Source organism: Aeromonas sp. R6-2 (assembly GCF_040908155.1).
GTDB lineage: Bacteria > Pseudomonadota > Gammaproteobacteria > Enterobacterales > Aeromonadaceae > Aeromonas > Aeromonas schubertii.
Genome location: NZ_JBFODE010000029.1, coordinates 41,268 through 64,030 on the forward strand (window position 1 = coordinate 41,268; position 22,763 = coordinate 64,030).

The 22,763-nt window shown below is 61.4% G+C and carries 27 protein-coding genes, 1 riboswitch and 1 other annotated feature; of the genes, 12 read left to right on the forward strand and 15 right to left on the reverse strand.

What is annotated here, in order from left to right:
* Positions 1 to 19: 19 nt before the first annotated feature.
* On the reverse strand, positions 20 to 268 hold the full coding sequence (locus AB5Y48_RS04915) for a hypothetical protein (protein WP_368163887.1): 249 nt from the start codon (positions 266 to 268) through the stop codon (positions 20 to 22).
* Between the two features lie 212 nt (positions 269 to 480).
* Positions 481 to 605: a sequence feature (His leader region), on the forward strand.
* Positions 606 to 629: 24 nt separating this feature from the next.
* On the opposite strand from AB5Y48_RS04915, the gene hisG reads away from it, so the two are divergent.
* The 9 genes from hisG (at position 630) to AB5Y48_RS04960 (ending at position 8,106) form a co-directional block, all read left to right on the forward strand.
* Positions 630 to 1,526 carry an ATP phosphoribosyltransferase gene (gene hisG / locus AB5Y48_RS04920; RefSeq protein WP_368163889.1) on the forward strand — a complete coding sequence of 299 codons (897 nt, stop codon included), beginning with the start codon at positions 630 to 632 and terminating at the stop codon, positions 1,524 to 1,526.
* Positions 1,527 to 1,530: 4 nt separating this feature from the next.
* On the forward strand, positions 1,531 to 2,817 hold the full coding sequence (hisD, locus tag AB5Y48_RS04925; protein ID WP_368163891.1) for a histidinol dehydrogenase: 1,287 nt from the start codon (positions 1,531 to 1,533) through the stop codon (positions 2,815 to 2,817).
* A gap of 13 nt (positions 2,818 to 2,830) precedes the next feature.
* Positions 2,831 to 3,889, forward strand: a complete 1,059-nt coding sequence (gene hisC / locus AB5Y48_RS04930; RefSeq protein WP_136613769.1) for a histidinol-phosphate transaminase — start codon at positions 2,831 to 2,833, stop codon at positions 3,887 to 3,889.
* A gap of 9 nt (positions 3,890 to 3,898) precedes the next feature.
* Positions 3,899 to 5,008 carry a bifunctional histidinol-phosphatase/imidazoleglycerol-phosphate dehydratase HisB gene (gene hisB, locus AB5Y48_RS04935; RefSeq protein ID WP_060585579.1) on the forward strand — a complete coding sequence of 370 codons (1,110 nt, stop codon included), beginning with the start codon at positions 3,899 to 3,901 and terminating at the stop codon, positions 5,006 to 5,008.
* A complete protein-coding gene (gene hisH / locus AB5Y48_RS04940) occupies positions 5,009 to 5,611 on the forward strand; it encodes an imidazole glycerol phosphate synthase subunit HisH (RefSeq protein ID WP_368163893.1) in 603 nt (200 codons plus the stop codon).
* Between the two features lie 5 nt (positions 5,612 to 5,616).
* Positions 5,617 to 6,363 (forward strand): 1-(5-phosphoribosyl)-5-[(5-phosphoribosylamino)methylideneamino]imidazole-4-carboxamide isomerase, encoded by a 747-nt coding sequence (hisA, locus tag AB5Y48_RS04945; protein ID WP_368163894.1) that lies wholly within the window; start codon positions 5,617 to 5,619, stop codon positions 6,361 to 6,363.
* Entirely contained in the window at positions 6,363 to 7,136 is a 774-nt protein-coding gene (gene hisF, locus AB5Y48_RS04950; protein ID WP_368163896.1) for an imidazole glycerol phosphate synthase subunit HisF, read from the forward strand. The genes hisA and hisF overlap by 1 nt, the downstream gene beginning before the upstream one ends.
* A 12-nt stretch (positions 7,137 to 7,148) precedes the next feature.
* Positions 7,149 to 7,769, forward strand: a complete 621-nt coding sequence (gene hisIE, locus AB5Y48_RS04955; protein WP_060585570.1) for a bifunctional phosphoribosyl-AMP cyclohydrolase/phosphoribosyl-ATP diphosphatase HisIE — start codon at positions 7,149 to 7,151, stop codon at positions 7,767 to 7,769.
* A gap of 94 nt (positions 7,770 to 7,863) precedes the next feature.
* Positions 7,864 to 8,106, forward strand: a complete 243-nt coding sequence (locus AB5Y48_RS04960; protein WP_368163898.1) for a hypothetical protein — start codon at positions 7,864 to 7,866, stop codon at positions 8,104 to 8,106.
* A gap of 81 nt (positions 8,107 to 8,187) precedes the next feature.
* On the opposite strand, the gene mltB is transcribed toward AB5Y48_RS04960, so the two are convergent.
* The gene (mltB, locus tag AB5Y48_RS04965; protein WP_224160015.1) at positions 8,188 to 9,252 is read right to left on the reverse strand and encodes a lytic murein transglycosylase B; all 1,065 of its coding nucleotides are present in this window, start codon (positions 9,250 to 9,252) and stop codon (positions 8,188 to 8,190) included.
* Between the two features lie 185 nt (positions 9,253 to 9,437).
* On the opposite strand from mltB, the gene AB5Y48_RS04970 reads away from it, so the two are divergent.
* Positions 9,438 to 10,778: a flavohemoglobin expression-modulating QEGLA motif protein gene (locus AB5Y48_RS04970; RefSeq protein ID WP_050665903.1), complete on the forward strand. Its 1,341-nt coding sequence runs from the start codon at positions 9,438 to 9,440 to the stop codon at positions 10,776 to 10,778.
* A gap of 33 nt (positions 10,779 to 10,811) precedes the next feature.
* Here the strand turns inward: AB5Y48_RS04970 and AB5Y48_RS04975 are convergent, their stop codons facing one another.
* A complete protein-coding gene (locus AB5Y48_RS04975; protein WP_136613775.1) occupies positions 10,812 to 11,393 on the reverse strand; it encodes a thymidine kinase in 582 nt (193 codons plus the stop codon).
* Positions 11,394 to 11,488: 95 nt separating this feature from the next.
* Positions 11,489 to 13,063 (reverse strand): Na+/H+ antiporter NhaC family protein, encoded by a 1,575-nt coding sequence (locus tag AB5Y48_RS04980; RefSeq protein ID WP_050665901.1) that lies wholly within the window; start codon positions 13,061 to 13,063, stop codon positions 11,489 to 11,491.
* An 87-nt stretch (positions 13,064 to 13,150) separates the two neighbouring features.
* Positions 13,151 to 13,322: riboswitch (Lysine riboswitch) on the reverse strand.
* A 302-nt stretch (positions 13,323 to 13,624) separates the two neighbouring features.
* Between AB5Y48_RS04980 and AB5Y48_RS04985 the strand changes: the two genes are divergently transcribed.
* Entirely contained in the window at positions 13,625 to 14,029 is a 405-nt protein-coding gene (locus AB5Y48_RS04985; RefSeq protein WP_050665900.1) for an H-NS family nucleoid-associated regulatory protein, read from the forward strand.
* A 45-nt stretch (positions 14,030 to 14,074) separates the two neighbouring features.
* Here the strand turns inward: AB5Y48_RS04985 and AB5Y48_RS04990 are convergent, their stop codons facing one another.
* The 5 genes from AB5Y48_RS04990 to AB5Y48_RS05010 are packed head-to-tail and all read right to left on the reverse strand — an operon-like array spanning position 14,075 to position 16,871.
* Positions 14,075 to 14,638: a cob(I)yrinic acid a,c-diamide adenosyltransferase gene (locus AB5Y48_RS04990; RefSeq protein ID WP_136613777.1), complete on the reverse strand. Its 564-nt coding sequence runs from the start codon at positions 14,636 to 14,638 to the stop codon at positions 14,075 to 14,077.
* The gene (locus AB5Y48_RS04995; protein ID WP_050665898.1) at positions 14,635 to 14,862 is read right to left on the reverse strand and encodes a DUF3820 family protein; all 228 of its coding nucleotides are present in this window, start codon (positions 14,860 to 14,862) and stop codon (positions 14,635 to 14,637) included. Before AB5Y48_RS04995 ends, AB5Y48_RS04990 begins: the two co-directional genes overlap by 4 nt.
* Positions 14,862 to 15,533 carry a 7-carboxy-7-deazaguanine synthase QueE gene (gene queE / locus AB5Y48_RS05000; protein WP_050666005.1) on the reverse strand — a complete coding sequence of 224 codons (672 nt, stop codon included), beginning with the start codon at positions 15,531 to 15,533 and terminating at the stop codon, positions 14,862 to 14,864. Before queE ends, AB5Y48_RS04995 begins: the two co-directional genes overlap by 1 nt.
* 35 nt (positions 15,534 to 15,568) lie before the next feature.
* Entirely contained in the window at positions 15,569 to 16,264 is a 696-nt protein-coding gene (gene queC / locus AB5Y48_RS05005) for a 7-cyano-7-deazaguanine synthase QueC (RefSeq protein ID WP_050665897.1), read from the reverse strand.
* Between the two features lies 1 nt (position 16,265).
* Positions 16,266 to 16,871 (reverse strand): tRNA-uridine aminocarboxypropyltransferase, encoded by a 606-nt coding sequence (locus tag AB5Y48_RS05010; RefSeq protein ID WP_368163902.1) that lies wholly within the window; start codon positions 16,869 to 16,871, stop codon positions 16,266 to 16,268.
* Between AB5Y48_RS05010 and rrtA the strand changes: the two genes are divergently transcribed.
* Positions 16,864 to 17,424 carry a rhombosortase gene (gene rrtA, locus AB5Y48_RS05015; RefSeq protein WP_368163904.1) on the forward strand — a complete coding sequence of 187 codons (561 nt, stop codon included), beginning with the start codon at positions 16,864 to 16,866 and terminating at the stop codon, positions 17,422 to 17,424. The two genes, AB5Y48_RS05010 and rrtA, sit on opposite strands and share 8 nt — an antisense overlap.
* Here the strand turns inward: rrtA and pyrF are convergent.
* The 6 genes from pyrF to cmk all read right to left on the reverse strand — a co-directional run bounded on the left by pyrF (position 17,405) and on the right by cmk (position 22,580).
* Positions 17,405 to 18,100, reverse strand: a complete 696-nt coding sequence (gene pyrF, locus AB5Y48_RS05020; protein WP_050665895.1) for an orotidine-5'-phosphate decarboxylase — start codon at positions 18,098 to 18,100, stop codon at positions 17,405 to 17,407. The two genes, rrtA and pyrF, sit on opposite strands and share 20 nt — an antisense overlap.
* Before the next feature lie 31 nt (positions 18,101 to 18,131).
* A complete protein-coding gene (lapB, locus tag AB5Y48_RS05025; protein ID WP_136613780.1) occupies positions 18,132 to 19,298 on the reverse strand; it encodes a lipopolysaccharide assembly protein LapB in 1,167 nt (388 codons plus the stop codon).
* A gap of 9 nt (positions 19,299 to 19,307) precedes the next feature.
* A complete protein-coding gene (locus tag AB5Y48_RS05030) occupies positions 19,308 to 19,598 on the reverse strand; it encodes a LapA family protein (RefSeq protein ID WP_050665893.1) in 291 nt (96 codons plus the stop codon).
* Positions 19,599 to 19,747: 149 nt separating this feature from the next.
* Positions 19,748 to 20,032: an integration host factor subunit beta gene (ihfB, locus tag AB5Y48_RS05035; protein WP_050665892.1), complete on the reverse strand. Its 285-nt coding sequence runs from the start codon at positions 20,030 to 20,032 to the stop codon at positions 19,748 to 19,750.
* A gap of 86 nt (positions 20,033 to 20,118) precedes the next feature.
* On the reverse strand, positions 20,119 to 21,792 hold the full coding sequence (gene rpsA, locus AB5Y48_RS05040; protein ID WP_050665891.1) for a 30S ribosomal protein S1: 1,674 nt from the start codon (positions 21,790 to 21,792) through the stop codon (positions 20,119 to 20,121).
* Between the two features lie 95 nt (positions 21,793 to 21,887).
* Positions 21,888 to 22,580 carry a (d)CMP kinase gene (gene cmk / locus AB5Y48_RS05045; protein WP_050665890.1) on the reverse strand — a complete coding sequence of 231 codons (693 nt, stop codon included), beginning with the start codon at positions 22,578 to 22,580 and terminating at the stop codon, positions 21,888 to 21,890.
* Between the last annotated feature and the right edge of the window lie 183 nt (positions 22,581 to 22,763).

Genomic DNA, 22,763 nt, shown 5'->3' on the forward strand with positions numbered 1-22,763 from the left:
AGTATACCAAAAGCGCCGCTCAGACGAAGAGATCGATCTGATGGGGGGGATCGTCCGGGGGCGACGCCTCCTCTTCCACCTCGTTCGCCACCCGCTTCACCGGCTTGCCGGCAGGGGGTTGCTCCTTGCGCCGCTCCTTGGGATCGGCCGTGCTCTCGGCAACTCTGGGCTTCTTGCCGACTGCCCTCACCTCACGGGAGATAGGCTCACTGCCCGGCGTTGCCGGCGCACGGGGCAGGATGGAGAAGATCAGATCCTGGTTGGCCATGGTGCGCTCCCTATCCGGCAGAGGGCCGGACTCCCCTAAAGATGGACTGATCACTTATCGACCGCAAAACCGCTTGCTTGATATGCGCGACTATTTTTCGGGGGCGGGGTTGCAATTTCTGACCAGACGGGTAAGTTAAAACCCATTGTGCACTGGCACTCCAATTCGTAAAGAGAGATTTACATCATGTCTAACCTGCTGAAGACCCGTCACCATCACCACCATCATCCCGACTAGTCTTTCAGGAGGTTGGCTGCTGGAAGACCGATACTGGTGACTTCCTGCAGGCCCTCGATCAACAGACCCTCGGAAGCACCGCTTCCGAGGGTTTTTTGTTTTTAATACGAAGGAAAATCGAGCAATGGAAACACAACGTCTGCGCATCGCCATGCAAAAGTCCGGTCGCCTGAGCCAGGACTCCCAGGCCCTGTTGAAAAGCTGCGGCCTCAAGATCAACCTCCTGGAGCAGCGTCTCATCGCCCACGTGGAAAACATGCCCATCGACATCCTGCGGGTACGCGACGATGACATCCCGGGGTTGGTGATGGACGGCGTGGTCGATCTCGGCATCATCGGCGAGAACGTGCTCGAAGAGGAGCAGCTGAGCCGCCGCGCCCTGGGTCAGGCCGCCGATGTCAAGGTACTCAGACAACTCGACTTCGGTGGCTGCCGCCTGTCACTCGCCGTGCCGCGCGAGATGGAGTACACAGGCGCCGAGTGCCTGGCCGGCAAGCGCATCGCGACCTCCTATCCCGGCCTGCTCGGACGCTTCTTCGCCGAGCGTGGCCTCCCCTTCAAGAGCGTGATGCTGGGCGGCTCGGTCGAGGTGGCCCCGCGCGCCGGACTCGCCGACGCCATCTGCGATCTGGTCTCTACTGGGGCGACCCTGGAGGCCAACGGCCTCAAGGAGGTCGAGGTGATCTACCGCTCCAAGGCGGTGCTGGTGCAGGCTGCCCAACCTCTCGAGGCGAGCAAACAGCAACTTATCGACACGCTGATGCCGCGCATCCAGGGCATGCTGCAGGCGCGCGAGAGCAAGTACATCATGCTGCACGCTCCCAAGGAGAAGCTCGAGGCCATCACGGCACTGCTGCCGGGAGCCGAGCGTCCCACCATCATGCAACTGGCCGGCGATACCAACCAGGTGGCCCTGCATGTCGTCTCAAGCGAGACCCTGTTCTGGGAGACCATGGAGCGTCTCAAGGCCCTGGGGGCCAGCTCTATCCTGGTGCTGCCCATCGAAAAGATGATGGAGTAACGCCATGCAGACCCTGATCTGGAACACCCTGGCCCCGGAGCAACAGCGCAGCCTGTTGGCCCGCCCGGCCCTGGCCAACGCCGACACCCTCGAGAGCACGGTGCGCGGCATCATCAGCGAGGTGCAGCGCCGCGGTGATGCGGCACTGCGCGAGCTCTCCGCCCGTTTCGAGCGTGCTCCTCGCGAGACCCTGCGCATCAGCCGCGCCGAGTTCGACGCCGCAGAGGCGCGCCTGGGAGAGGAGATTAAAGCCGCCATCCGCCAGGCCATCGGCAACATCCGTACCTTCCACGCCGCCCAGGCCCAGCCGGTGCTGCGTATCGAGACCCAACCCGGCGTGGTGTGCGAGCTGCGCACCCAGCCCATCGGCCGGGTCGGCCTCTACGTACCGGGGGGCAGCGCCCCGCTCCCCTCCACCGTCATGATGCTGGCCGTGCCGGCGGCCCTTGCCGGCTGCCGTGAGGTGGTGCTCTGTACCCCGTCGCCGGCCAGCGACGAGATCCTGTTTGCCGCCCGCGCCTGCGGGGTCGAGAAGGTGTTCGCCATCGGCGGCGCCCAGGCCATCGCCGCCATGGCCTACGGCACCGAGAGCATCCCCAAGGTCGACAAGATCTTCGGCCCTGGTAACAGCTACGTGACCGAGGCCAAGCGCCAGGTAAGCCAGGACGTGCGTGGCGCCGCCATCGACATGCCGGCCGGTCCCTCCGAGGTGCTGGTGATCGCCGATGGGTCGGCCAACCCCGAGTTCGTGGCCGCCGATCTGCTCTCCCAGGCCGAGCACGGTCCGGACAGTCAGGTAGTGTTGGTGACCGATGCCCCGGCCTTGGCCGACCAGGTGCAGGAGGCACTCTCCCGCCAACTCGCCGTGCTGACACGCCGCGACATCGCCGCCGAGGCCCTTCGCAGCAGCCTGATCCTGCTGTGCCGCGATCTCGACGAAGCGTGCGCCATCTCCAACGCCTACGCCCCCGAGCACCTCATCGTGCAGACCCGGGCGCCGCGCGATTTGCTCGACAAGCTCGAGAATGCCGGCTCCATCTTCCTCGGCCCCTGGACCCCGGAGTCGGTGGGTGACTACGCCAGCGGCACCAACCACACCCTGCCCACTTACGGCTACGCGCGCACCTGCTCGAGCCTGGGGCTCGCCGACTACCAGCGCCGCTACACGGTGCAGGAGCTGAGCGCCGAGGGGCTCAAGGGGCTCGGCCCCGTGGTCGAGTGCATCGCCCGCGCCGAGGGGCTGGGCGCCCACGAGAATGCCGTGACCCTGCGTCTGGCCGCGCTGAAATAACAAGGAGCAGAGCATGAGTATCAAGGACCTGGCACGGCGCGCGGTGCGCGCACTCACCCCCTACCAGTCGGCCCGCCGCATCGGCGGCAAGGGCAACGTCTGGCTCAACGCCAACGAGGCCCCCCTGGCCTACCCCTTCACCATCGAGGGAGAGCGACTCAACCGCTACCCCGAGTGCCAACCCCCCGCAGTGATCGCCGCCTATGCCGCCTACGCCGGAGTAGCGGACGAGCAGGTGCTGGTCAGTCGCGGTGCCGACGAGGCGATCGAGCTGCTCATCCGCACCTTCTGCGAGGCGGGGCAGGATCAGATCCTCATCTGTCCCCCCACCTACGGCATGTACGCCATCAGCGCCGAGACCTGCGGCGTCGGCATTGTCGAGGTACCCCTCACCGCCGCCCGCCAGCCCAACTGGCCCGAGATCAAGAGCCGCCTGTCGGATGTGAAGCTGGTGTTTCTCTGCTCCCCCAACAACCCGACCGGGGATCTGGTGGGGCGCGAGGGGCTCATCGCACTGCTCGAGGCCGCCAGCGATCGCGCCCTCATCGTCGTGGACGAGGCCTACATCGAGTTCTGCCCCGAGGCGAGCGTGGTCGACCTGCTGGCGCGCTTCCCCAACCTGGTGGTAACCCGCACCCTCTCCAAGGCGTTTGCCCTGGCCGGGATCCGCTGCGGCTTCACCCTGGCTGCCGGCGAGGTGATCGCCCTGCTCTCCAAGGTGATCGCCCCCTACCCCATCCCGGATCCGGTGGCCCAGATTGCGGCAGAGGCCCTCTCGGCCAAGGGACTAACCCTGATGCAGGAGCGGGTACGTGAACTCAACGCCCAGAAGGCGCGGCTCAAGGCCGAGCTCGCGGCACTGCCCTGCGTCACCGAGATCTTCGAGGACAAGGGCAACTTCGTGCTGGTGCGCTTTGACGATGGCGCCCGGGTGTTCGCCGCCATGAAGGAGGCCGGCATCATACTGCGCGACTTCTCGAGCAAGCCCGGTTTAAATGATTCGGTGCGCATTACGGTGAGCTATCGCGGCGAGATGGACGCCGTGGTCAACGTGCTGCGCGACATACGATAAGGAGATCCCATGACTGCCCCAATCCTCTTCATCGACCGTGACGGCACCCTCATCGAGGAGCCGGTCAGCGACAAGCAGGTAGACCGCCTCGACAAGCTGCGCTTCGAGCCCATGGTGATCCCGGTGTTGCGCGAGCTGCAGGCCGCCGGCTACACCCTGGTGATGGTCACCAACCAGGATGGCCTGGGCACCGCCAGCCTGCCCCTGGAGCACTTCCAGCCGCCCCACGACCTGATGATGCACCTCTTCGAATCCCAGGGAGTGCACTGGGAGCAGGTGCTCATCTGCCCCCACTTCCCGGGTGACGGCTGCGCCTGTCGCAAACCCAACCTGGGTCTGGTCAGGGAGTACCTGGCCGCGGGCCGCATCGACCGTGGCAACTCGTTTGTCATCGGCGATCGCCAGACCGATCTGCAACTCGCCGAGAACATGGGGATCGCCGGCATTCGCTACCACCCGACCGAAAATGGCTGGCTCGCCATTCGCGACCAGTTGCTCGGGCGCGGCCGCAAGGCCGAGGTGGAGCGCAACACCCGAGAGACCCGGATCCGCATCGCGGTGGATCTCGACCAGGCCGGCGGCAACCGCATCAGCACAGGCCTGGGCTTCTTCGATCACATGCTCGATCAGATTGCCACCCACGCCGGGATCCACATGGAAGTCGAGGTGAGCGGCGATCTGCATATCGACGATCACCACACGGTGGAAGACACCGGCATCGCCCTGGGTCAGGCCCTCAAGGCGGCGCTCGGCACCAAGCGCGGCATCGGGCGCTTTGGCTTCGTGCTCGCCATGGACGAGGTGCAGGCGGTCATCGACGCCCGCCCCCTGACCGAGCAGGAGGTGGCCACGGCCATGGACTTGAGCGGCCGCCCCTACTTCGTGTTCGACTGCCCGGCCGGCTTTGGCCGCGACCAGGTGGGGGATCTGGCCACCGAGATGGTGCCCCATTTCTTTCGCTCCCTCTCCGACGCCATGGCTATCACCCTGCAGATGAAGGTGGGCAGCGGCAACACCCACCACCAGGTGGAGGCCCTGTTCAAGGGCTTCGGCCGCGCCCTGCGCCAGGCGGTGCGGGTCGAGGGCAGCGATCTCCCCTCCAGCAAGGGGGTGCTCTGAATGAAGCTGGTGATCATCGACACAGGCTGCGCCAACCTGGCCTCGGTACGCATGGCCTTCGAGCGGCTCGGGGTCAACCCGGTGGTGAGCCGCGAGGCAGACCTTATCGCCGCCGCCGACAAGCTGATCCTGCCCGGGGTAGGCACGGCGGTGGCGGCCATGCAGAACTTGAATGAACGCGCTCTGGTGCCGCTCATTCGCGCCGCCACCCAGCCTCTGCTCGGCTTTTGCCTCGGCATGCAGATGCTGGCCGCCTCTTCCGAAGAGCGCATGGGGGGCGAGACCGATATCGAGTGCCTGGGGATCATTCCGGGCAAGATCCGCCTGATGCAGGTCGGCGATCTGCGCCTGCCGCATATGGGCTGGAACCAGGTGTGGCACGACGAGACCCACCCCCTGCTCAAGGGGATCCCGAGCGGCAGCCACTTCTACTTCGTCCACTCCTACGCGCTGGAGGTGACCGAGGCGACCCTGGCCACCTGCGACTACGGCCAGCCGTTCACCGCCATCGCCGGGCGTGACAACTTCTTCGGCGCGCAGTTTCACCCGGAGCGCTCCGGCGCCGTGGGGGCCCGCCTTTTGCAAAACTTTCTGGAGCTGTGACCGGCATGATCATTCCCGCCATTGACTTGATAAACGGCCAGGTGGTGCGCCTCTATCAGGGGGACTACGGCCAGAAGACCGAATACTCGAGCGATCCCCAGGGGCGCTTCGACGACTACGTGGACCAGGGGGCGCAGCAGCTTCACCTGGTCGATCTCGACGGTGCCAAGAACGCCGCCGCCCGCCAGCTTCCCCTGCTGCGCGAGCTGCTGGCCAGCACTGCCGCCCCGGTACAGGTCGGCGGTGGCGTGCGCGCCGAGCAGGATGTGGCCGACCTGCTCGCCGCCGGCGCCAACCGGGTGGTGGTGGGCTCCACCGCCGTCAAGAGCCCGGCACTGGTGATGGGCTGGATGGCGCAATACGGCCCCGAGCGCATCGTGTTGGCGCTGGATGTGAACATAGGGAGCGATGGGGTGCGCCGTATCGCCGTGGCCGGCTGGCAGGAGCAGAGCGACACCACCATAGAGTCGCTCATCGAGGCCTTCCTGCCCGCCGGGCTTAAACATGTGCTGTGCACCGACATCAGCCGCGACGGCACCCTGGCCGGCACCAACGTCGATCTCTACCGGGATCTCTGCGCCCGCTTCCCGCAGGTTGCCTTTCAGGCCTCCGGCGGTATCGGCTCCCTCGCCGACATCGAAGCGCTCAAGGGATCGGGAGTGGCCGGCATCATCCTCGGGCGCGCCCTGCTCGAGGGCAAATTCACCGTGGCCGAGGCGATCGCCTGCTGGGCCAACCAGGAGGTGCGCTGATGTTGGCACGTCGCATCATCCCCTGCCTCGACGTCAAAGATGGCGTGGTGGTCAAAGGGGTGCAGTTTCGTAATCACGAGGTAATGGGCGATATCGTCGCCCTGGCCCGCCGTTATGCGGCCGAGGGGGCGGACGAGCTGGTCTTTTACGACATCACCGCCTCGAGCGACGCCCGGGTGGTCGACAAGAGCTGGGTGAGCCGGGTGGCGGAGGTGATCGACATCCCCTTCTGCGTCGCCGGCGGCATCCGATGCGTCGATGACGCCCGCCAGGTCCTCGAGTTTGGCGCCGACAAGATCTCCATCAACTCACCGGCCCTGGCCGATCCCACCCTCATCACCCGGCTGGCCGAGCGCTTCGGGGTGCAGTGCGTGGTGGTGGGCATTGACTCCTACTTCGACGCCCAGAGCGGTCAATATCAGGTCAAGCAGTTCACCGGCGACGAGAGCCGCACTCGCACCACGACCTGGACCACCCAGGAGTGGGTACAGGAGGTGCAACGGCGGGGGGCCGGCGAGATCGTCCTCAACGTGATGAATCAGGATGGCATGCGCCAGGGCTATGACATCGATCAGCTCAAGGCGGTGCGGGCCCTGTGCAGGGTGCCACTGATCGCCTCGGGCGGCGCCGGCGCCATGGCGCACTTTCGCGACGCCTTCACCCTGGCCGACGTGGACGGGGCGCTGGCCGCCTCCGTCTTTCACAAGGGGATCATCCCCATTCCCGAACTCAAGTCCTGGCTCAAGGGCCAGGGCATCGCCATTCGCAGTTAAGGAGGGCGTGCAATGACCATCTCTTTCGAAAGCCAGAGCCTGGACTGGGCCAAGTGTGACAACCTGATCCCCGCCATCGTGCAGCACGCCCACAGCGGCCAGGTGCTGATGCAGGGGTTCATGAACCAGGAAGCCCTGGAAAAGACCCTGGCCTGTGGCCAGGTCACCTTCTTTAGCCGCAGCAAGCAGCGCCTGTGGACCAAGGGGGAGAGCTCGGGCAACGTGCTCGTCCTCAAGGCCATCACCACCGACTGCGATCGCGACAGCCTGCTGATCGCCGCCGAGCCGGTCGGCCCCACCTGCCATCTGGGCAACGCCTCCTGCTTCGATGGCCACCCGCTGCCGCCGCTGGGCTTTCTCGCCGAGCTCGAGCAACTGCTGGCCGCACGCAAGGGGGCCGATCCCGAGAGCAGCTACACCGCCCGCCTCTACGGCAAGGGCACCAAGCGCATCGCCCAGAAGGTGGGGGAAGAGGGGGTCGAAGTGGCCCTGGCGGCCATGGCCAAGGACAGAGAAGAGCTCATCAACGAGTCAGCAGATCTGCTCTACCACCTGACGGTGCTGTTGCAAAACGAGGGGCTGGCCCTGCAGGACGTGGTGCAGCGCCTCTTCGAGCGGCATCGGCAGGGGTGACAGGAGGCTGGCCTGGCGCCCCCTCCCCTTCGGGGGGATGACAATCCCCCCACAAAGTGGTACTCATCAGGCACTCTTAATGATGGAGCACCCCATGAGCAAGTATCAGGTTCTGGCGACTCGCCCCGATGCCCCCGACTTCACCCTGCTGGAGATGGACTCGCCCACCTTTCTCGAGGAGAAGAGACAACTGCTGGAGCAGGGGCTGGAGGTGGTGGGGGATATTTCCACGCGGCCACCCGGGAAGAGGCCATCGCCCATCACAGGGAGGGCTTTGGTTACCTCAGCCGGGAGTACAGCGCCGCCACCTCGGCAGGAGGCGCGGCCTGGATGGTGATGGGGCTCGTCGACGAGATGAAAAAACGCCTGACACGATGAAGCGTGCAGAGGGAGCCAGACGCTCCCTCTCTTTTTTCCCTTAACGGGCGACCCGCACCGCCTCACCCAGCTGCCACACCGCCATGGCATAGTGGGTGCTGTGGTTGTAACGGGTGATGGTGTAGAAGTTGGAGAGGCCGTACCAGTACTGGTACTGCTTGCCCATGTCCAGGCGCAGCAGGCTCGCCTCCCTGTGATGACCGAGAGGAGCCAGCGGTGTGAGGCCAGCGGCCGAGAGCTGGCTGACTTTGTAGCGGGTCTTGAAGCCGTGCTCGAGGCCGGGAGCCTGGCCGCTCGCCTGTACCGCCACCTTGTCCCCCTTCACCCAGCCATGAGCCTGGAAGTAGTGGGCCACGCTGCCGATGGCATCCACCGGATCCCAGAGGTTGGTGTGACCGTCACCGTTGAAGTCCACCGCATAATTCTTGAAAGAAGAGGGCATGAACTGGCCATAACCCATGGCCCCGGCGAAGGAGCCCTGGGGATCCAGTGGGTCGATCGCCTCACTCCTGGCCATCAGCAGATAGGTCTCAAGCTCCCCCTCGAAATAGGCGGCGCGGCGGGGGTAGTCGAAGGCCAGGGTGGAGAGGGCATCGAGAATTCGGGTCTTGCCCATCACCCGGCCCCAGCGGGTCTCGACCCCTATGATGCCGACGATCACCTGGGGGGGGACCCCATACTGGGCATAGGCACGGTCAAGGGCCTCCTCATACTGGTTCCAGAAGGCGACGCCGTTCTCCACATTGCCCGGGGTGATGAAGTTGTTGCGATAGCGTATCCAGGCCCCGTTCGGTCCAACCGGCGGCTTGGTGGTGGGGGCCTGCTTGTCCATCAGACGGATCACCCAGTCGAGACGCTTGGCCTGCCCCAGCACATCGTGCAATTGCTGCCGGTTGAAACCATGCTGCTGCACCATCTTGTCGATAAAACGGGCCGTCTGTGGATTGGCGGAGAAATCCCCCATCAGGGGTGTCTGCACATGCTCGGGATCGAGCAGAAAGCCCCCCTTGGGTGCCTGGGGCTCACTGGGCGCGGCGGGAGCCGGGGTGCTGCTGCAGGCGGTAACAAGAGGAATGATGGGAAGAAAGAGAGCCAGGTGACGCATCGACATTGAAGATCCAGCAGGTAAACGAAGCCGTCATGTTACTCCATTGTGAGAGTGGAACAAACGCATCTCCCCGCTAAATCGTCACCCGCTGTCGGCTCGATTCAGGCCATGGCAAGCAAGGAGCAGGCGCAGGCGCAAGATTGGCGATAAGATAGAGTTCATCTCCCCCTTTTCACACCGCCATGAGCCATCAGGAACAGTACCGCCAACAACTTCGCCGCCTCTCCGACGAGTTGCTGGCCATCCAAAAACCCATCCGCATCCTCGACGCCATCAAATGGCCGCGCCAGCTCGAGGAGGAGTTCTTCGCCTCGGGTGCCTGCCACCTGCCCAGGGTCGATCGCCACTTCTATGAGGCGATCCCCCTCTCCTTCGATCCTCACCACACCTACCGGGAGCTAAGAGAGCTGCGCGAGAGGATTGTCCGCCACCTGGGAGCCCATGACGAGCTGGGGCAGATCCTGCAGCAGACGGTCGAGCAATACATGGTGGTATGCGAGATGCTGCGCTCACGAGGTACGCCCGATTTTTTGCGCTACAGCCGCCTGCTCTATGGCTCGGCCCGGGATCACCTGCGCGGGGATCGCAAGACCCTCAAGGAGCTGGGAGAGCGTTTGTGCCAGATCTTCTCCCTGCCCGGCGCCCGCCACCTGACCCGCCCCTGGCCCAAGATCTATCAGGGAGAGGGCGCGGTGACGCGACTGCAGGAGAAACTCACCGACTACTTCGATGAGGGGACGGTGCGGGTGAAGCTCAGCGATGGCATCGTCTCGGATGCCGCCGCCGGCGGAGACTATATCAAGCTCAGCAGTCACGCCCGCTTCTCCGAGCTGGATCTTCAGGTACTCGAGGTCCACGAAGGGTGGGTCCATGTGGGCACCACCCTCAACGGCCGGGCCCAACCCTGGGCCAGCTGGCTCAGCGCCGGCTCCCCGCGCATCACCGCCTGTCAGGAGGGGCTGGCCGTGCTTATCGAGACCCTCACCTTCAGCTCCTTCCCGGATCGGGCCAGGCGCATCTCGGATCGGGTGATGGCCATCGATATGGCCGAGCAGGGGGCCGATTTTATCGAGCTCTATCGCCACTTCCATGCCCGGGGCATGGGTCAGCACGACGCCTACAAGGTGGCCCAGCGGGTGTTTCGTGGTGGCGCGGTCGACGGCAGCGCCTGCTTTACCAAGGATCTTTCCTATGTGCGCGGCTATGTGGAGACGGTCAACTTCATTCGCAGCGCCGTACTCGAAGGGGTGCCCGAAATCCTGCCCATGCTCTTCGTGGGCAAGGTGAGCCTGGATGATATCCCGGTGCTCTATCGCCACTATCTGGAGGGGCTTATCGAGGCGCCGCGCTTCCTCCCCCCCATGTTTAAAAACCTGACCGGCCTCTACGTCTGGTTCGGCTTCTCGTCGGGCATGAGCCTCATCGACATCGGACGGGTACAGCAGCATTTTCGCCAGCTGTTCCACACCCTCCCCCAGACCGCTCCCCTCTACGAACCCCAGGGAGACGTGGACATCGACTGATACAAGGACCCCGGCATCAGCCGGGGTCTTTTATCAGGAGTAGGCCTTGCCTTCCAGATAGTGCTTTCGACAAAGGGAGACGTAGCGGTCATTCCCACCGATCTCGACCTGTGCCCCGTCGCGCATCACCTCTCCCGAGGCGCTCACCCTGGCATTCATGTGGGCCTTGTTGCCACACCAGCAGATGCTCTTGAGCTCTTCCACCTTGTCGGCGAGGCAGAGCAGGTGGTAGGAGCCGGGAAAGAGCTCGGCACGAAAATCGGTCTTGAGCCCGTAGGCCACCACCGGGATATCGAGCTCATCGACGATACGCGCCAGCTGATAGACCTGCTCCCTGGTCAGAAACTGGGCCTCGTCCACGATAAAGACATCGATACGCTTCTGCTCGTTGCGTTCACGCAGTAATTCGAAGAGATCGCTCTCCTCGCCAAATACCTCGACTTTCAGGGTCAGACCAACCCGCGCCGAGATAACACCGACACCGAAACGATCGTCGATGGCAGGAGTCATGGCCAGGGGATTCATCCCCCGCTCGCAATAGTTGAAGTGAGCCTGGATGAGCTGGGTCGATTTGCCGGAGTTCATGGCGGCAAATTTATAGTGAAGAGAGGCCATGGGCACGCATTCCGAAGGGTCTTTTTAACTGGGGCGAATACTACCATAAACCAGCGGGGGCCCTAAGGCCCCCGCATGGTGAGATCGCCGTTTGCTCAGGCATTGGCCAGAACAGGTTGGTTACGGCGAATAAAGAAGAGGCTCGATGCCATAAACCAGATCCCGCTGACCACGACACCGGCCAGCACCGAGTGCATCAGACCGAGGGCCAGGTAACCGAGCACGGCACCGAAGGCGATGGTGAGGGCATAAGGCAACTGGGTCACCACGTGATCGATATGATGGCAACCGGCTCCGGTGGAGGAGAGGATGGTGGTGTCCGAGATGGGCGAGCAGTGATCGCCAAACACGGCACCGGCCAGCACGGCCGAGAGCATGGGTAACAGCATGGTGATGTCGCTGGCGGCAGCCATGTCGCCGGCAAGCGGCAACATGATGCCAAAGGTACCCCAGCTGGTGCCGGTGGAGAAGGCCATGGCGCCGGAGAGCACGAACAAGACTGCCGGCAGCAAGGCGATAGGCAGACCGCTCTGGGCCAGGGATGCCAGGTACTTGCCGGTCTCGACCTCGCGAATAACGGCACCGATCCCCCAGGCGAAGATGAGGATATAAATAGCCGGCAGCATGGCCATTACACCGTGCTTGGCGGCCAGCATCCAGTTCTTGAGACCCAGTCCAAGGCGCAGGGAGAGCAGGATGGCCACGGCCAGACCACAGAGACCACCATTCACCAGAGAGGCTCCCACGTCGGTGTTTTCAAAGGCACCGAGCAGCGTGAAGGGGGTGCCCTTCTCGGCCAGGGCTGCGGCGCCGGAGGCCACCATAAAGTAGACGGTGGAGAGGGTCAGGGTCAGGATCGGCAGCACCAGATCCAGCACCCGCCCCTTGTCGGAGCTGGAGAGTTCGCCGCTGGCACCGGCCGGCGCCCCCTTGCTCTCGTCCCACAGCTTGCCTTCGGCCGCCCACTCCTCATGCTGACGCATGGCGCCGATGTCGAGCTGATAGAAGATCACGACCAGAACCATCGCCAGAGTAAAGACGGCGTAGAGGTTCATCGGGATCATCTGGATAAAGGCCGAGATGGGGGTCTGGTCGGTCAGACCGTGGGCCGCCAGGATGCCACCTATGATGGCGATGATGTAGGCCCCCCAGGAGGAGATGGGCATCAGCACGCAGACCGGTGCGGCAGTCGAGTCGAGCAGGTAGGCGAGCTTGGCACGGGAGATCTGGAAACGATCGGTCACCGGACGGCAGACCGAACCCACCGAGAGGCTGTGGAAGTAATCGTCAATGAAGAAGAGGAAGACCAGGCAACCGGTCAGTATCTTGGCGCCGCGGCGGCTCTTGATACGGGTCGCGGCCCAGTCGGCAAACGCACGGGTCGCGCCGGAAACGGTCATCAGGCTGATGATGCCGCCGAGCAGCAACAAAAAGAGGAGAATATTGACGTTCCAGCTGTTAACGGCACCGTCGGCCCAGAAGATGCCTTTGGCGACATCGCCAATGTATTCGGCAGTACCGAGCGGAGAAAAACCGCTCACCAGAATGCTGCCGGCGAGAATGCCCATTCCGAGGGAGAGCAGAACCTTACGGGTCCAGATTGCCAGAATAACCGCAATCAGGGGGGGGGCGAGTGACAATGCCGACGTGGCGTAATGGGTGATTTCCATGATCTCTTGCACCTACAACAGACTCAGGTGGAGATCTACCGAGAGGATAAAGAAACAAGATCCACCGGGGGCGGACATACTCCTCACCCTTCAGGTAGCGCTCCATAGTGGATGACTATGGCAGTCCTGCACCTCTTCGATGCAGAACCAGCAGCCCGGTATGATGGCCTGGCCACTTCGGCGCTGACTCCTTTCCTCGAGCATCACAGGCATCACCCTCCGCTCGGTTACTCATAGGCAGCGCGCCTCTACTTAAAGGTATTCGCGATGCATTTTATCAATCGAGAGATTAATCGCAAGTTTTATGAATGACTACTCATATGAACCACACTCTATCGCAAAGTGCAGCAGAAACATCTTACCCTTCCCTCATGATGACCGATTTCTCCCGCTTGCCCCCCCAAACGGGAATAGCGTGAAAGTAAATAAATGGGTTTACGTCAGGAAATATTAATTAATAATTATCTCCGACTTGACTTGCTCATATTCCCTGTTTAAATTGCGACGAAATAGCTACACTTCATCTGTGTAAAAATCAATAACTGCTCGAGTGGTGTCCTTATGAACGAATTTTTGAAAGTACTGCTGAATATCCGCAGCCTGCGTGCTGCGTGCCGTGAGATGACCATGGAACAACTGGTTGAAGGTCTGGAAAAGCTGCAATCTATCGTTGACGAGCGTCAGCAAGAAGCCGCTGCCAGCCAGGCGGCTCAGGCCGAGCATCAGCGTAAACTGCAAGAATTTAGCGAAATGCTCAAAGAAGCCGGTATCGACCCGACCGAACTGGTCGGTAGCCCGGTTGTTAGCGAAAGCAAGAAGAAAGGCGCCAAGCGTGCTCCGCGTCCTGCCAAATACCGCTATATGGATAATGGCGTAGAAAAGACCTGGACCGGTCAGGGCCGTACCCCTGCCGTGATTGCCAAGGCGCTGGAAGAGGGCAAGGCCCTGGAAGATTTCGCCATCTAACGTGACATCGCCCAATAAAAAACCTCGCCCATGGCGAGGTTTTTTTTATTTGCGCTCACTCTCTTTTTGCCAAATGACTTCCCTGAGCCCCTCGCACCTGATCAACCACCTGGCCAGGACAAAGAACCAGTCACTCAGACGGTTAAGGTAGGGAAGCAGAGCGGGGTTGAGCCGCTCATGCTCACCCAGCATCACCACTTGCCGCTCGCAGCGCCGCGTCAGGGTTCTCACCACATGGGCCTGGGCCGCCACCAGTGAGCCACCGGGCAGAATAAATTGCTTCAGTGGTGACAAATCCTGACTCATCCGATCCATCTCCTGCTCGAGACGAAAGGTCCATTCATGAGTGACTCGCCACACATCCTTATTTTGTGCCGAGCCGGGAAGCGCCAACTCAGCCCCCAGATCGAACAGCTCATGCTGTAACAATTGCAGCGTGGACTGCATATGGAGAGCCTCGTCGGGTAATAGTGCAATCAACAAACCAATATGAGAATTGAGCTCGTCGACAAGACCATAACATTCAACCCTCATATGGGTCTTGGCAGATACGGTCCCATCGGCCAGCCTGGTCATTCCTCCATCACCCTGTCTGGTATATATCCTCATCCCTGTGTCCCGTTGAGTAGTGGTAATACCACAGATTCCAAACCATTGACCTTGATCTCGTGGGCCAAGGCCAGTGCACTGCCCAATTTCCCGGCCGGGAACCCCTCTCTGGCCATCCACACCAGATAGGGCTCGGGCAGGTCGATAAGGCGCCGTCCCTGATATTTCCCATAAGGCATGTTCATATTCAAATGAAGCAACACTTCTGGATCGGGATGGGTCATCAATCGATATCCAGATATTTATGAGTCTGTATTGAGAGCCGCCAGTGACGCTCGATACACACCCTCATGGCCAATTCGGTCGCATGCTTCTTCTGACTAATGGGCTGTAATCCTATCTGCACATCGGGGCGCAGGGTCGCAAAGTGAAGCAGGGCGTCGAGCTCCTCGATATGATGCTCGGTCGCCACCGGGTGCTTAATCTCGTTGGCACGGGCGAGGGCCTGCGGTAATACCTCCAGCCCCCCCTTCATCCCCAGTTTGGGAGAGACGGTGACCCAAGCCTCGTCATGCACCTGGATCTCATGGGTACCACTGGTCTCGACCTGCACCGTAAATCCTTCGGCCAACAAGAGTACCGAGAGCTCGCGCAGGTCATAGAGACAGGGTTCACCCCCCGTGATCACCACGTGGCGAGCCGTGTAATCGAGGCGCTGGAAGCTCTCGCGGATCTCGGCTGCACTCATGGCGCTCCAGGCATCGGACTCGTTGGAGCGATCCAGCACCTGGCGGCTCGGCACCTGACGCTCGGGGTCGACCACCCAGGTATGGCGGGTGTCGCACCAGGGGCAGCCCACCGGGCAGCCTTGCAGGCGTACGAAGATAGCGGGAAGGCCGGTATAGACCCCCTCCCCCTGGATGGTTTGGAAAATTTCGTTGATCGGGTAGTGAATCATCACATTCTGTCTAATTCGGTGAAAGGGCCGACTTACGATGCCGGCGCCAGCTTGGTGGCGAGGCGGGCACGCACGGCCTCACCCTGCTCAAGGTACTCTTGCAGGCCACGAGCGCGCAGCAGGCAGGCGGGACACTCACCGCAACCATCCCCCTGAATGCCGTTATAGCAGGTCAGGGTGTGGTGACGCACAGTGTCAAGGTGGCCACAACGGTCGGCCAGTGCCCAAGTCTCGGCCTTGTCGAGCCACATAAGCGGCGTCTCAAAGCGAACCGGCCTGTCCATCCCCAGCACCACGGCCCGGTTGAGTGCCTGGACAAACTCGTCCCGGCAATCGGGATAGCCGGAAAAATCGGTCTCGCAGACGCCGGTAATGACCGCCTCGGCTCCCACCTGATAGGCATAGATGGCCGCCAGGGTGAGAAACAGTATGTTGCGACCCGGTACAAAGGTGTTGGGCAAGCCGTTCTCTTGCAGCTCACGGCTGACCGGGATCTCATCGCGAGTCAGGGACGAGAGGGCCAGTTCACCGAGCAGGGAAACATCCATCACCTTGTGGGCCTTGACCCCCAGGCGCTCGGCCAGTGCTCTGGCCACCTCGATCTCGGCGACATGACGCTGGCCATAGTCAAAGGTGATGGCATGGACCTCATCATAATGCTGCAGGGCCTGTACCAGACAGGTCGTGCTGTCCTGGCCTCCGCTGAATACGACCACGGCGATACTCATGTCACGCTCCTCGGTTGACTTGGCTAAAGGTAAGCCATTGCTGGTTGAAACGAACGAACAGGTCCCACAGGGGGGCGTAACGCCCGGGCTCTTGCTCCCATTCGCACAAGAGGTGATACCCCGCCTCCAGGGTCGACAAGGCACCGGCGAAGGGTGCCTTGCGAATATGATAGTGGCCACTGCGTGGCGTCAATGCCACCCGGGGCAACGCCGCCAGGGCCGGATTTTCCATCAGCATGCGATAGCACTTGCGCCAGGTGCCATCGAGGAGCACAAAGCGCGCCCCCCTCTCCCGTGGCAACTCGTCGAGGGTGAGCGCCCCCTCACCGGGCCACAGCAGGTAGCAAGGGGGATGGCTGACAAACTGCTGCACCGCCTCATCCTCCTGCCACTGACTGCCCACCCTCAGCTCAGCCAGCTCCAGAGCCCCGGCCAACAGATGGGCCGTCCCCTTGGGATGCAGACGCTCCTTGGGGTGCTGCAACACCATTAATGGCGTCGGGTTGGCGATACGGGGCAACGTGGCACACAGACAGGCCTTGAGTGCGCGGCCACAATGAGTACAGTAGCGGCTGGTGTGGGTTGATGTGGGATCACTCGTGTTCACAAAGATTTCCGGATGGCCGGCAGCTGCCGGGCTCTCGCTGTTATTGCTGCTGCTCTGGCTGAGCGTACCAAGCGATGCCCTCTCGTTTCAGCGTGAGGCCATCGCCCATGGGCAGTGGTGGCGCATCATAACAGGCAACCTCGTTCACACCAATGGCTGGCATCTGTCGCTCAACCTGGTCGGACTCTGGCTCCTGGCGCAGATTTTTCATGACGAGTTGAACTCAAGGTGCCTGCTCACCGTATTGGGACTCTGTGCCCTCGGGGTCACCCTGGGGATCTGGCTCTGGTGCCCTCAGACCCAATGGTACATGGGGCTCTCGGGAGCCCTCCACGGCCTCTTTGCCTGGGGGGTAGTACAAGAGCTGGGGCGTCGTCGCAGCGCCGGCCTGCTGCTGATTGGCTTGCTGCTAAAGCTCTACATCGACTGGCAGGGTGGAGACTCGGGTGGCCCGAGTGCCGCACTGATCGGCGCCCGGGTCCACGTAGAGTCCCATCTTATTGGCGCAATGGCCGGTCTCTTGCTGGGCCTTCTCAGCCGAGCTCGGCGTTGATCGCCTGCAACACACTGGCAGGGGTGTCGGCCTGAGTGATGGGACGTCCCACCACCAGATAGTCGGCCCCCGCTGCCACCGCCTGTGCTGGCGTCATGATGCGGCGCTGATCCCCCTGCTCGCTGCCTGCGGGACGAATTCCCGGAGTCACCAGTTTGAAGTCGGCACCACACTCGGCCTTGAGCAAGCTGGCCTCCTGGGCCGAGCAGACCACGCCATCCAGGCCGGCCGCCTTGGTCAGACGGGCCAGGTGCAACACCTGCTCGGCAGGGGTGAGCCGAACGCCCAATTCATTGAGATCGCTCTGCTCCATACTGGTCAATACAGTCACCGCGATGAGCAGCGGGGCCTTCTCCCCATAGGGAGCCAGGGCTGCCTTGGCCGCTTCCATCATGCGACGTCCACCACTGGCATGCACATTGACCATCCAGACACCCAGTTCGGCACTGGCTGCCACGGCCTTTGCCACCGTATTGGGGATGTCGTGGAACTTCAGATCCAGAAACACATCGAAGCCTCTGGCGACCAGTTGGCGAACAAACTGGGGGCCAAACAGAGTAAACATCTCCTTGCCCACCTTGAGGCGGCATGCCGACGGGCTGAGTTGATCAACCAGGGCCAGGGCCTCTTCTTCGCGCGCAAAATCCAGCGCCACCACTACTTTGGGCTCGCTCATGTCTCTTCCTGTCTTGTTAGCTTGATTAACGTTATTCCCCGTCCAGACCCCGGACCGGTTTGATGGTGCCCCACTGGCGGCACGACGGGCACTGCCAGAAGAGGGAGTGGCTGGCAAAGCCACACTGGCGACACTTGTGGGTCGCCTTTATCTTGATCTGCTCCCCCACCAGGCTCTTGAGCATGGCGAGGCTCTCCTTGGCCTGTCCCTCCTCGGCACCGCGCAGCTGAAGCTCCATCAGGTGATAGAAGCCACGCATGGAGGGGGTTCGTCTGAGCTGACGCAGCACCAATTCGGAGGCCGCCTCGCGACCGTTGTGCTGCTCGACGTAATCGGCCAGACGCAGGGTGACGGAGAAACCGGCCCGCGCCTCCTGGGCGTGAGCCAACAACTCGGGGATCCGCTCAGCCTGTCCGCTCTTCTCCAGGCTTTCACACAGGGGAGAGATGGCCTCACCGACAAAATCCACATCCTGCTCGAGCACCCGCTCAAACTCGCGGACGGCCTGGGCGAACTCCCCCTCCCCCATCACCAGCCATCCCAGGGCGAGGGAGGCCCGCACACAGGCCGGCTCCACCGAGAGTGCCTTGCGAAAGCGGCTCTGCGCCAGTTTGCGATCGCCCTCACGCAGGGCCATGTCCCCCAGCTCACAATGGTAGTGAGCAATGGCGGGGGCCGGCTTCTTGCCCTGAAATTTCTGCAGCCGCTCACTGACCTCGATGGCCTTCTCCCAATCACGCAATTGCTGATAGATAAGCTGCAACTGGGCCAGGGCGGTCTCTTCGAAGTCGCTGTCCTCGGTGAGCTCGAGCCACAATTTCTCGGCCCGATCGAGCAGGCCGGCGGCCAGGAAGTCACGCGCCAACTCCTGCAAAGCCAATTGACGCTGCTCCATGGTAAGTTGGCGAGTAATGAGGTTCTGGTGGATCTTGATGGCCCGATCCACCTCGCCACGCTGACGAAACAGGTTACCGAGAGAGAGGTGGGTCTCTATGGTCTCATCATCCACCTCGAGTAGCTGAATGAAGAGATCGACTGCCTTGTCAGACTGATCCGACAGGATGTAGTTCAGGCCCGCCACATACTGGCGGGAGAATTGATTGCTCTGCTTCTGGGTATCCTGGCGGACACTCCTGCGCCCCATGTACCAGCCATATCCGGCGGCGATAGGCAGCAGCAGGAAGAGTAACTCTAGCATCGAGAGGCGTTATTCCTTGGCCGCCTCGGGCGCCTTCATGGCATCGAGCTCACGGGATTGACGACGCACGCTGCGGTTGAGGGCTCGGTTCTGGATCTTAAGACGCAGCAACAAGATGGCAAAGACGGCCCAACCGGCCACAAAACCGATCCCGAAGAAGAGGCCAAGCAGGGAGGCAAGAGAGAATTCCCCTTGGGCAATCAGATAGTTAAATTGAACAACCTGACCATTTTGAGAGCCCAGGGCGAGGGCCACGACAAACACCAGGGCCAGGACGACCAGGGCCACGATACGTTTCATAAGCATCCCCTATTGCTTGCGGTTAACCTGATGATTATCCCCAAAAAAGCAGTAAGAGACTAGCGCGAATACACGATGGGAAGGGAAAAGGGGGCGGTAGGAAGCCAAAAGAAAAAAGGCATACCCGAGTATGCCGTTTCTGCAACATCCTAGTCTGCGGCATTAACCCGCTCGCGTAGCTCCTTGCCCGGCTTGAAGTGAGGAACATATTTGCCGGAGAGCTCAACCTTGTCACCCGTCTTGGGATTACGCCCCACTCTGGGTGCACGGTAATGAAGGGAGAAGCTGCCAAAACCACGGATCTCGATGCGATCCCCCTTCTGCAGGGTCGACGCCATCTGCTCGAGGATCTCCTTCACGGCGGCCTCAACATCCTTGGCGGGCATTTGCATACGGCTGGCGGCCAACTGTTCGATGAGGTCTGACTTGGTCATGGAATTTACTCTCCTTTCCTCAATCATTCGCGAGACATTGAGACAAAAAAGGGCGGCGCAATGCCGCCCTCTTCATGGCTCAAGGATTACTCACCCTTGGCGGCTTTGAAAGCCTCAGCCATGGCGTTGCTGAACACGGCATCGTCTTGCTGCTGGTTCAGGTTGTCGATAGCAACGCGCTCCTCGGCCTCGTCCTTGGCACGGACAGACAGGCTTACGGTGCGGTTCTTACGATCAACGCCCATGAACTTGGCTTCAACTTCATCACCGGCGGACAGAACCAGAGTCGCGTCCTCTACACGGTCACGGGAAGCGTCGGAAGCACGCAGGTAACCTTCAACACCGTCGGCCAGCTCGATCACTGCACCCTTGGCATCAACTTCGATTACCTTACCCTTCACGATAGCACCTTTCTTGTTATCAGACAGGTACTTGTTGAACGGGTCTTCTTCGATCTGCTTCACGCCCAGGGAGATACGCTCACGCTCCGGGTCAACCTGCAGAACAACGGCTTCGATCTCGTCGCCCTTCTTGAACTCGCGAACGGCTTCGTCGCCCTGGTTGTTCCAGGAGATGTCGGACAGGTGAACCAGACCGTCGATACCACCTTCCAGACCGATGAAGATACCGAAGTCGGTGATGGACTTGATCTTACCGGATACGCGGTCACCCTTGGCGTGGGTTTCTGCAAACAGCTGCCACGGGTTGGACTTGCACTGCTTCAGACCCAGGGAGATACGACGACGCTCTTCGTCGATGTCCAGAACCATTACTTCAACCACGTCACCAACGTTAACAACCTTGGAGGGGTGGATGTTCTTGTTGGTCCAGTCCATCTCGGAAACGTGTACCAGGCCTTCAACGCCTTCTTCGATCTCAACGAAGCAGCCGTAGTCGGTCAGGTTGGTCACACGACCGGTCAGACGGGTGTTCTCCGGGTAACGCTTGGCGATAGCAACCCACGGATCTTCGCCCAGTTGCTTCAGACCCAGGGATACACGGGTACGCTCGCGGTCGAACTTCAGTACCTTGACAGTGATTTCGTCGCCGACGTTCACGATCTCGGACGGATGCTTGACGCGCTTCCAGGCCATGTCGGTGATGTGCAGCAGGCCGTCAACGCCGCCCAGATCAACGAAGGCACCGTAGTCGGTCAGGTTCTTAACGATACCCTTGACTTCCTGGCCTTCTTGCAGGTTGGCCAGCAGGCTTTCGCGCTCGGAGGTGTTCTCGGTCTCGATCACGGCACGACGGGAAACGACAACGTTGTTGCGCTTCTGGTCCAGCTTGATGACCTTGAATTCCAGCTCTTTGTTTTCCAGGTGAGCGGTGTCACGGATCGGACGCACGTCAACCAGAGAACCCGGCAGGAAGGCACGGATGCCGTTCAGTTCAACGGTGAAACCACCCTTGACCTTGCCGTTGATAACACCGATAACGGTGGCCTGCTCTTCGTAGGCCTTCTCCAGCTGCAGCCAGGCTTCGTGGCGCTTGGCTTTTTCACGGGACAGCTTGGTTTCGCCGAAACCATCTTCGATAGAGTCCAGCGCTACGTCAACGAGGTCGCCCACGTTGATTTCCAGCTCGCCCATGGCGTTCTTGAACTCTTCTGCCGGGATGGCAGATTCGGATTTCAGACCGGCGTCAACCAGAACGAAACCGTTCTCGATGGCAACTACGGTACCCTTAACGATAGAGCCCTGACGGGTTTCTACGGCTTTCAGGGACTCTTCAAAGAGTTGAGCAAAAGATTCAGTCATTGTTTATGTCACAAAAATAAACATCCACTCGGCATTCCGGCTCAAGCGGGGCTGTTTTTACTAATCTGTTCCATCCATGAAACAGACAACCGATGTCAGCGCGAACCGACATCACCTAATTTACTGACAGCATAGGACATGACCTGCTCGACAACCTCGTCGATGGTCATGCTGGTGGAATCCACCACCAGAGCGTCCTCTGCCGGGCGCAGCGGTGCGACAGCGCGGTTGCGGTCGCGATCGTCACGCTCTTTAATCTCGGTCAAAAGACGCTCAAAGCTAACATCAAAGCCCTTATCTTGCAACTGCTTATAGCGTCGGTTGGCACGCTCCTCGGCACTGGCATCGAGGAATATCTTCACCTCGGCATCGGTAAAGACCACGGTGCCCATGTCACGACCATCGGCGATGAGGCCGGGCCCTTGACGAAACGCTCGCTGACGGCGCAGGAGAGCCTCGCGAACCCGCGGGAAGGCGGCGACCTTGCTGGCGGCATTCCCCACCTCTTCGGTGCGGATGGTGCGGGAAACATCTTCCCCTTCCAGCACCGCACGCACCTGCCCCTCCTCTACCACAAACTGGATGTCGAGGTGGGCAGCCAGCGGTACCAGCGCCTCTTCGGAATCGAGCTCAACATCGTGATGCAGGGCAGCAAGCGCCAGCACCCGATAGATGGCGCCGGAATCGAGCAGATGCCATCCCAGGCGCTCGGCGAGCAACTGGCACAGGGTTCCCTTGCCTGCCCCACTGGGGCCATCAATCGTCATTACGGGAGCCGGAACTGGCATACATCCTCCTCAATTACACCGCCACAAGCGGTTAACCATGATTGGAGGGGGAGTATATCGGAAGTGAGGGAGTCGGGGGGAGACGCAAAGTGCCCGCCATGGATTAATCGCTGCATTTTTGTCCTTTCCACCCCGCTCCCCACCCCAACCAGCGGGTTGTCAGGGTAGCTCAGGGGACTGGGT

What these genes read in the sequence shown, in the direction of transcription:
- AB5Y48_RS04915 (WP_368163887.1), bottom strand. Translation starts at nt 268, where the DNA reads ATGGCCAACCAGGATCTGATCTTCTCCATCCTGCCCCGTGCGCCGGCA.
- hisG (WP_368163889.1), top strand. Translation starts at nt 630, where the DNA reads ATGGAAACACAACGTCTGCGCATCGCCATGCAAAAGTCCGGTCGCCTG.
- hisD (WP_368163891.1), top strand. Translation starts at nt 1,531, where the DNA reads ATGCAGACCCTGATCTGGAACACCCTGGCCCCGGAGCAACAGCGCAGC.
- hisC (WP_136613769.1), top strand. Translation starts at nt 2,831, where the DNA reads ATGAGTATCAAGGACCTGGCACGGCGCGCGGTGCGCGCACTCACCCCC.
- hisB (WP_060585579.1), top strand. Translation starts at nt 3,899, where the DNA reads ATGACTGCCCCAATCCTCTTCATCGACCGTGACGGCACCCTCATCGAG.
- hisH (WP_368163893.1), top strand. Translation starts at nt 5,009, where the DNA reads ATGAAGCTGGTGATCATCGACACAGGCTGCGCCAACCTGGCCTCGGTA.
- hisA (WP_368163894.1), top strand. Translation starts at nt 5,617, where the DNA reads ATGATCATTCCCGCCATTGACTTGATAAACGGCCAGGTGGTGCGCCTC.
- hisF (WP_368163896.1), top strand. Translation starts at nt 6,363, where the DNA reads ATGTTGGCACGTCGCATCATCCCCTGCCTCGACGTCAAAGATGGCGTG.
- hisIE (WP_060585570.1), top strand. Translation starts at nt 7,149, where the DNA reads ATGACCATCTCTTTCGAAAGCCAGAGCCTGGACTGGGCCAAGTGTGAC.
- AB5Y48_RS04960 (WP_368163898.1), top strand. Translation starts at nt 7,864, where the DNA reads ATGAGCAAGTATCAGGTTCTGGCGACTCGCCCCGATGCCCCCGACTTC.
- mltB (WP_224160015.1), bottom strand. Translation starts at nt 9,252, where the DNA reads ATGCGTCACCTGGCTCTCTTTCTTCCCATCATTCCTCTTGTTACCGCC.
- AB5Y48_RS04970 (WP_050665903.1), top strand. Translation starts at nt 9,438, where the DNA reads ATGAGCCATCAGGAACAGTACCGCCAACAACTTCGCCGCCTCTCCGAC.
- AB5Y48_RS04975 (WP_136613775.1), bottom strand. Translation starts at nt 11,393, where the DNA reads ATGGCCTCTCTTCACTATAAATTTGCCGCCATGAACTCCGGCAAATCG.
- AB5Y48_RS04980 (WP_050665901.1), bottom strand. Translation starts at nt 13,063, where the DNA reads ATGGAAATCACCCATTACGCCACGTCGGCATTGTCACTCGCCCCCCCC.
- AB5Y48_RS04985 (WP_050665900.1), top strand. Translation starts at nt 13,625, where the DNA reads ATGAACGAATTTTTGAAAGTACTGCTGAATATCCGCAGCCTGCGTGCT.
- AB5Y48_RS04990 (WP_136613777.1), bottom strand. Translation starts at nt 14,638, where the DNA reads ATGAGGATATATACCAGACAGGGTGATGGAGGAATGACCAGGCTGGCC.
- AB5Y48_RS04995 (WP_050665898.1), bottom strand. Translation starts at nt 14,862, where the DNA reads ATGACCCATCCCGATCCAGAAGTGTTGCTTCATTTGAATATGAACATG.
- queC (WP_050665897.1), bottom strand. Translation starts at nt 16,264, where the DNA reads ATGAGTATCGCCGTGGTCGTATTCAGCGGAGGCCAGGACAGCACGACC.
- pyrF (WP_050665895.1), bottom strand. Translation starts at nt 18,100, where the DNA reads ATGAGCGAGCCCAAAGTAGTGGTGGCGCTGGATTTTGCGCGCGAAGAA.
- lapB (WP_136613780.1), bottom strand. Translation starts at nt 19,298, where the DNA reads ATGCTAGAGTTACTCTTCCTGCTGCTGCCTATCGCCGCCGGATATGGC.
- AB5Y48_RS05030 (WP_050665893.1), bottom strand. Translation starts at nt 19,598, where the DNA reads ATGAAACGTATCGTGGCCCTGGTCGTCCTGGCCCTGGTGTTTGTCGTG.
- ihfB (WP_050665892.1), bottom strand. Translation starts at nt 20,032, where the DNA reads ATGACCAAGTCAGACCTCATCGAACAGTTGGCCGCCAGCCGTATGCAA.
- rpsA (WP_050665891.1), bottom strand. Translation starts at nt 21,792, where the DNA reads ATGACTGAATCTTTTGCTCAACTCTTTGAAGAGTCCCTGAAAGCCGTA.
- cmk (WP_050665890.1), bottom strand. Translation starts at nt 22,580, where the DNA reads ATGCCAGTTCCGGCTCCCGTAATGACGATTGATGGCCCCAGTGGGGCA.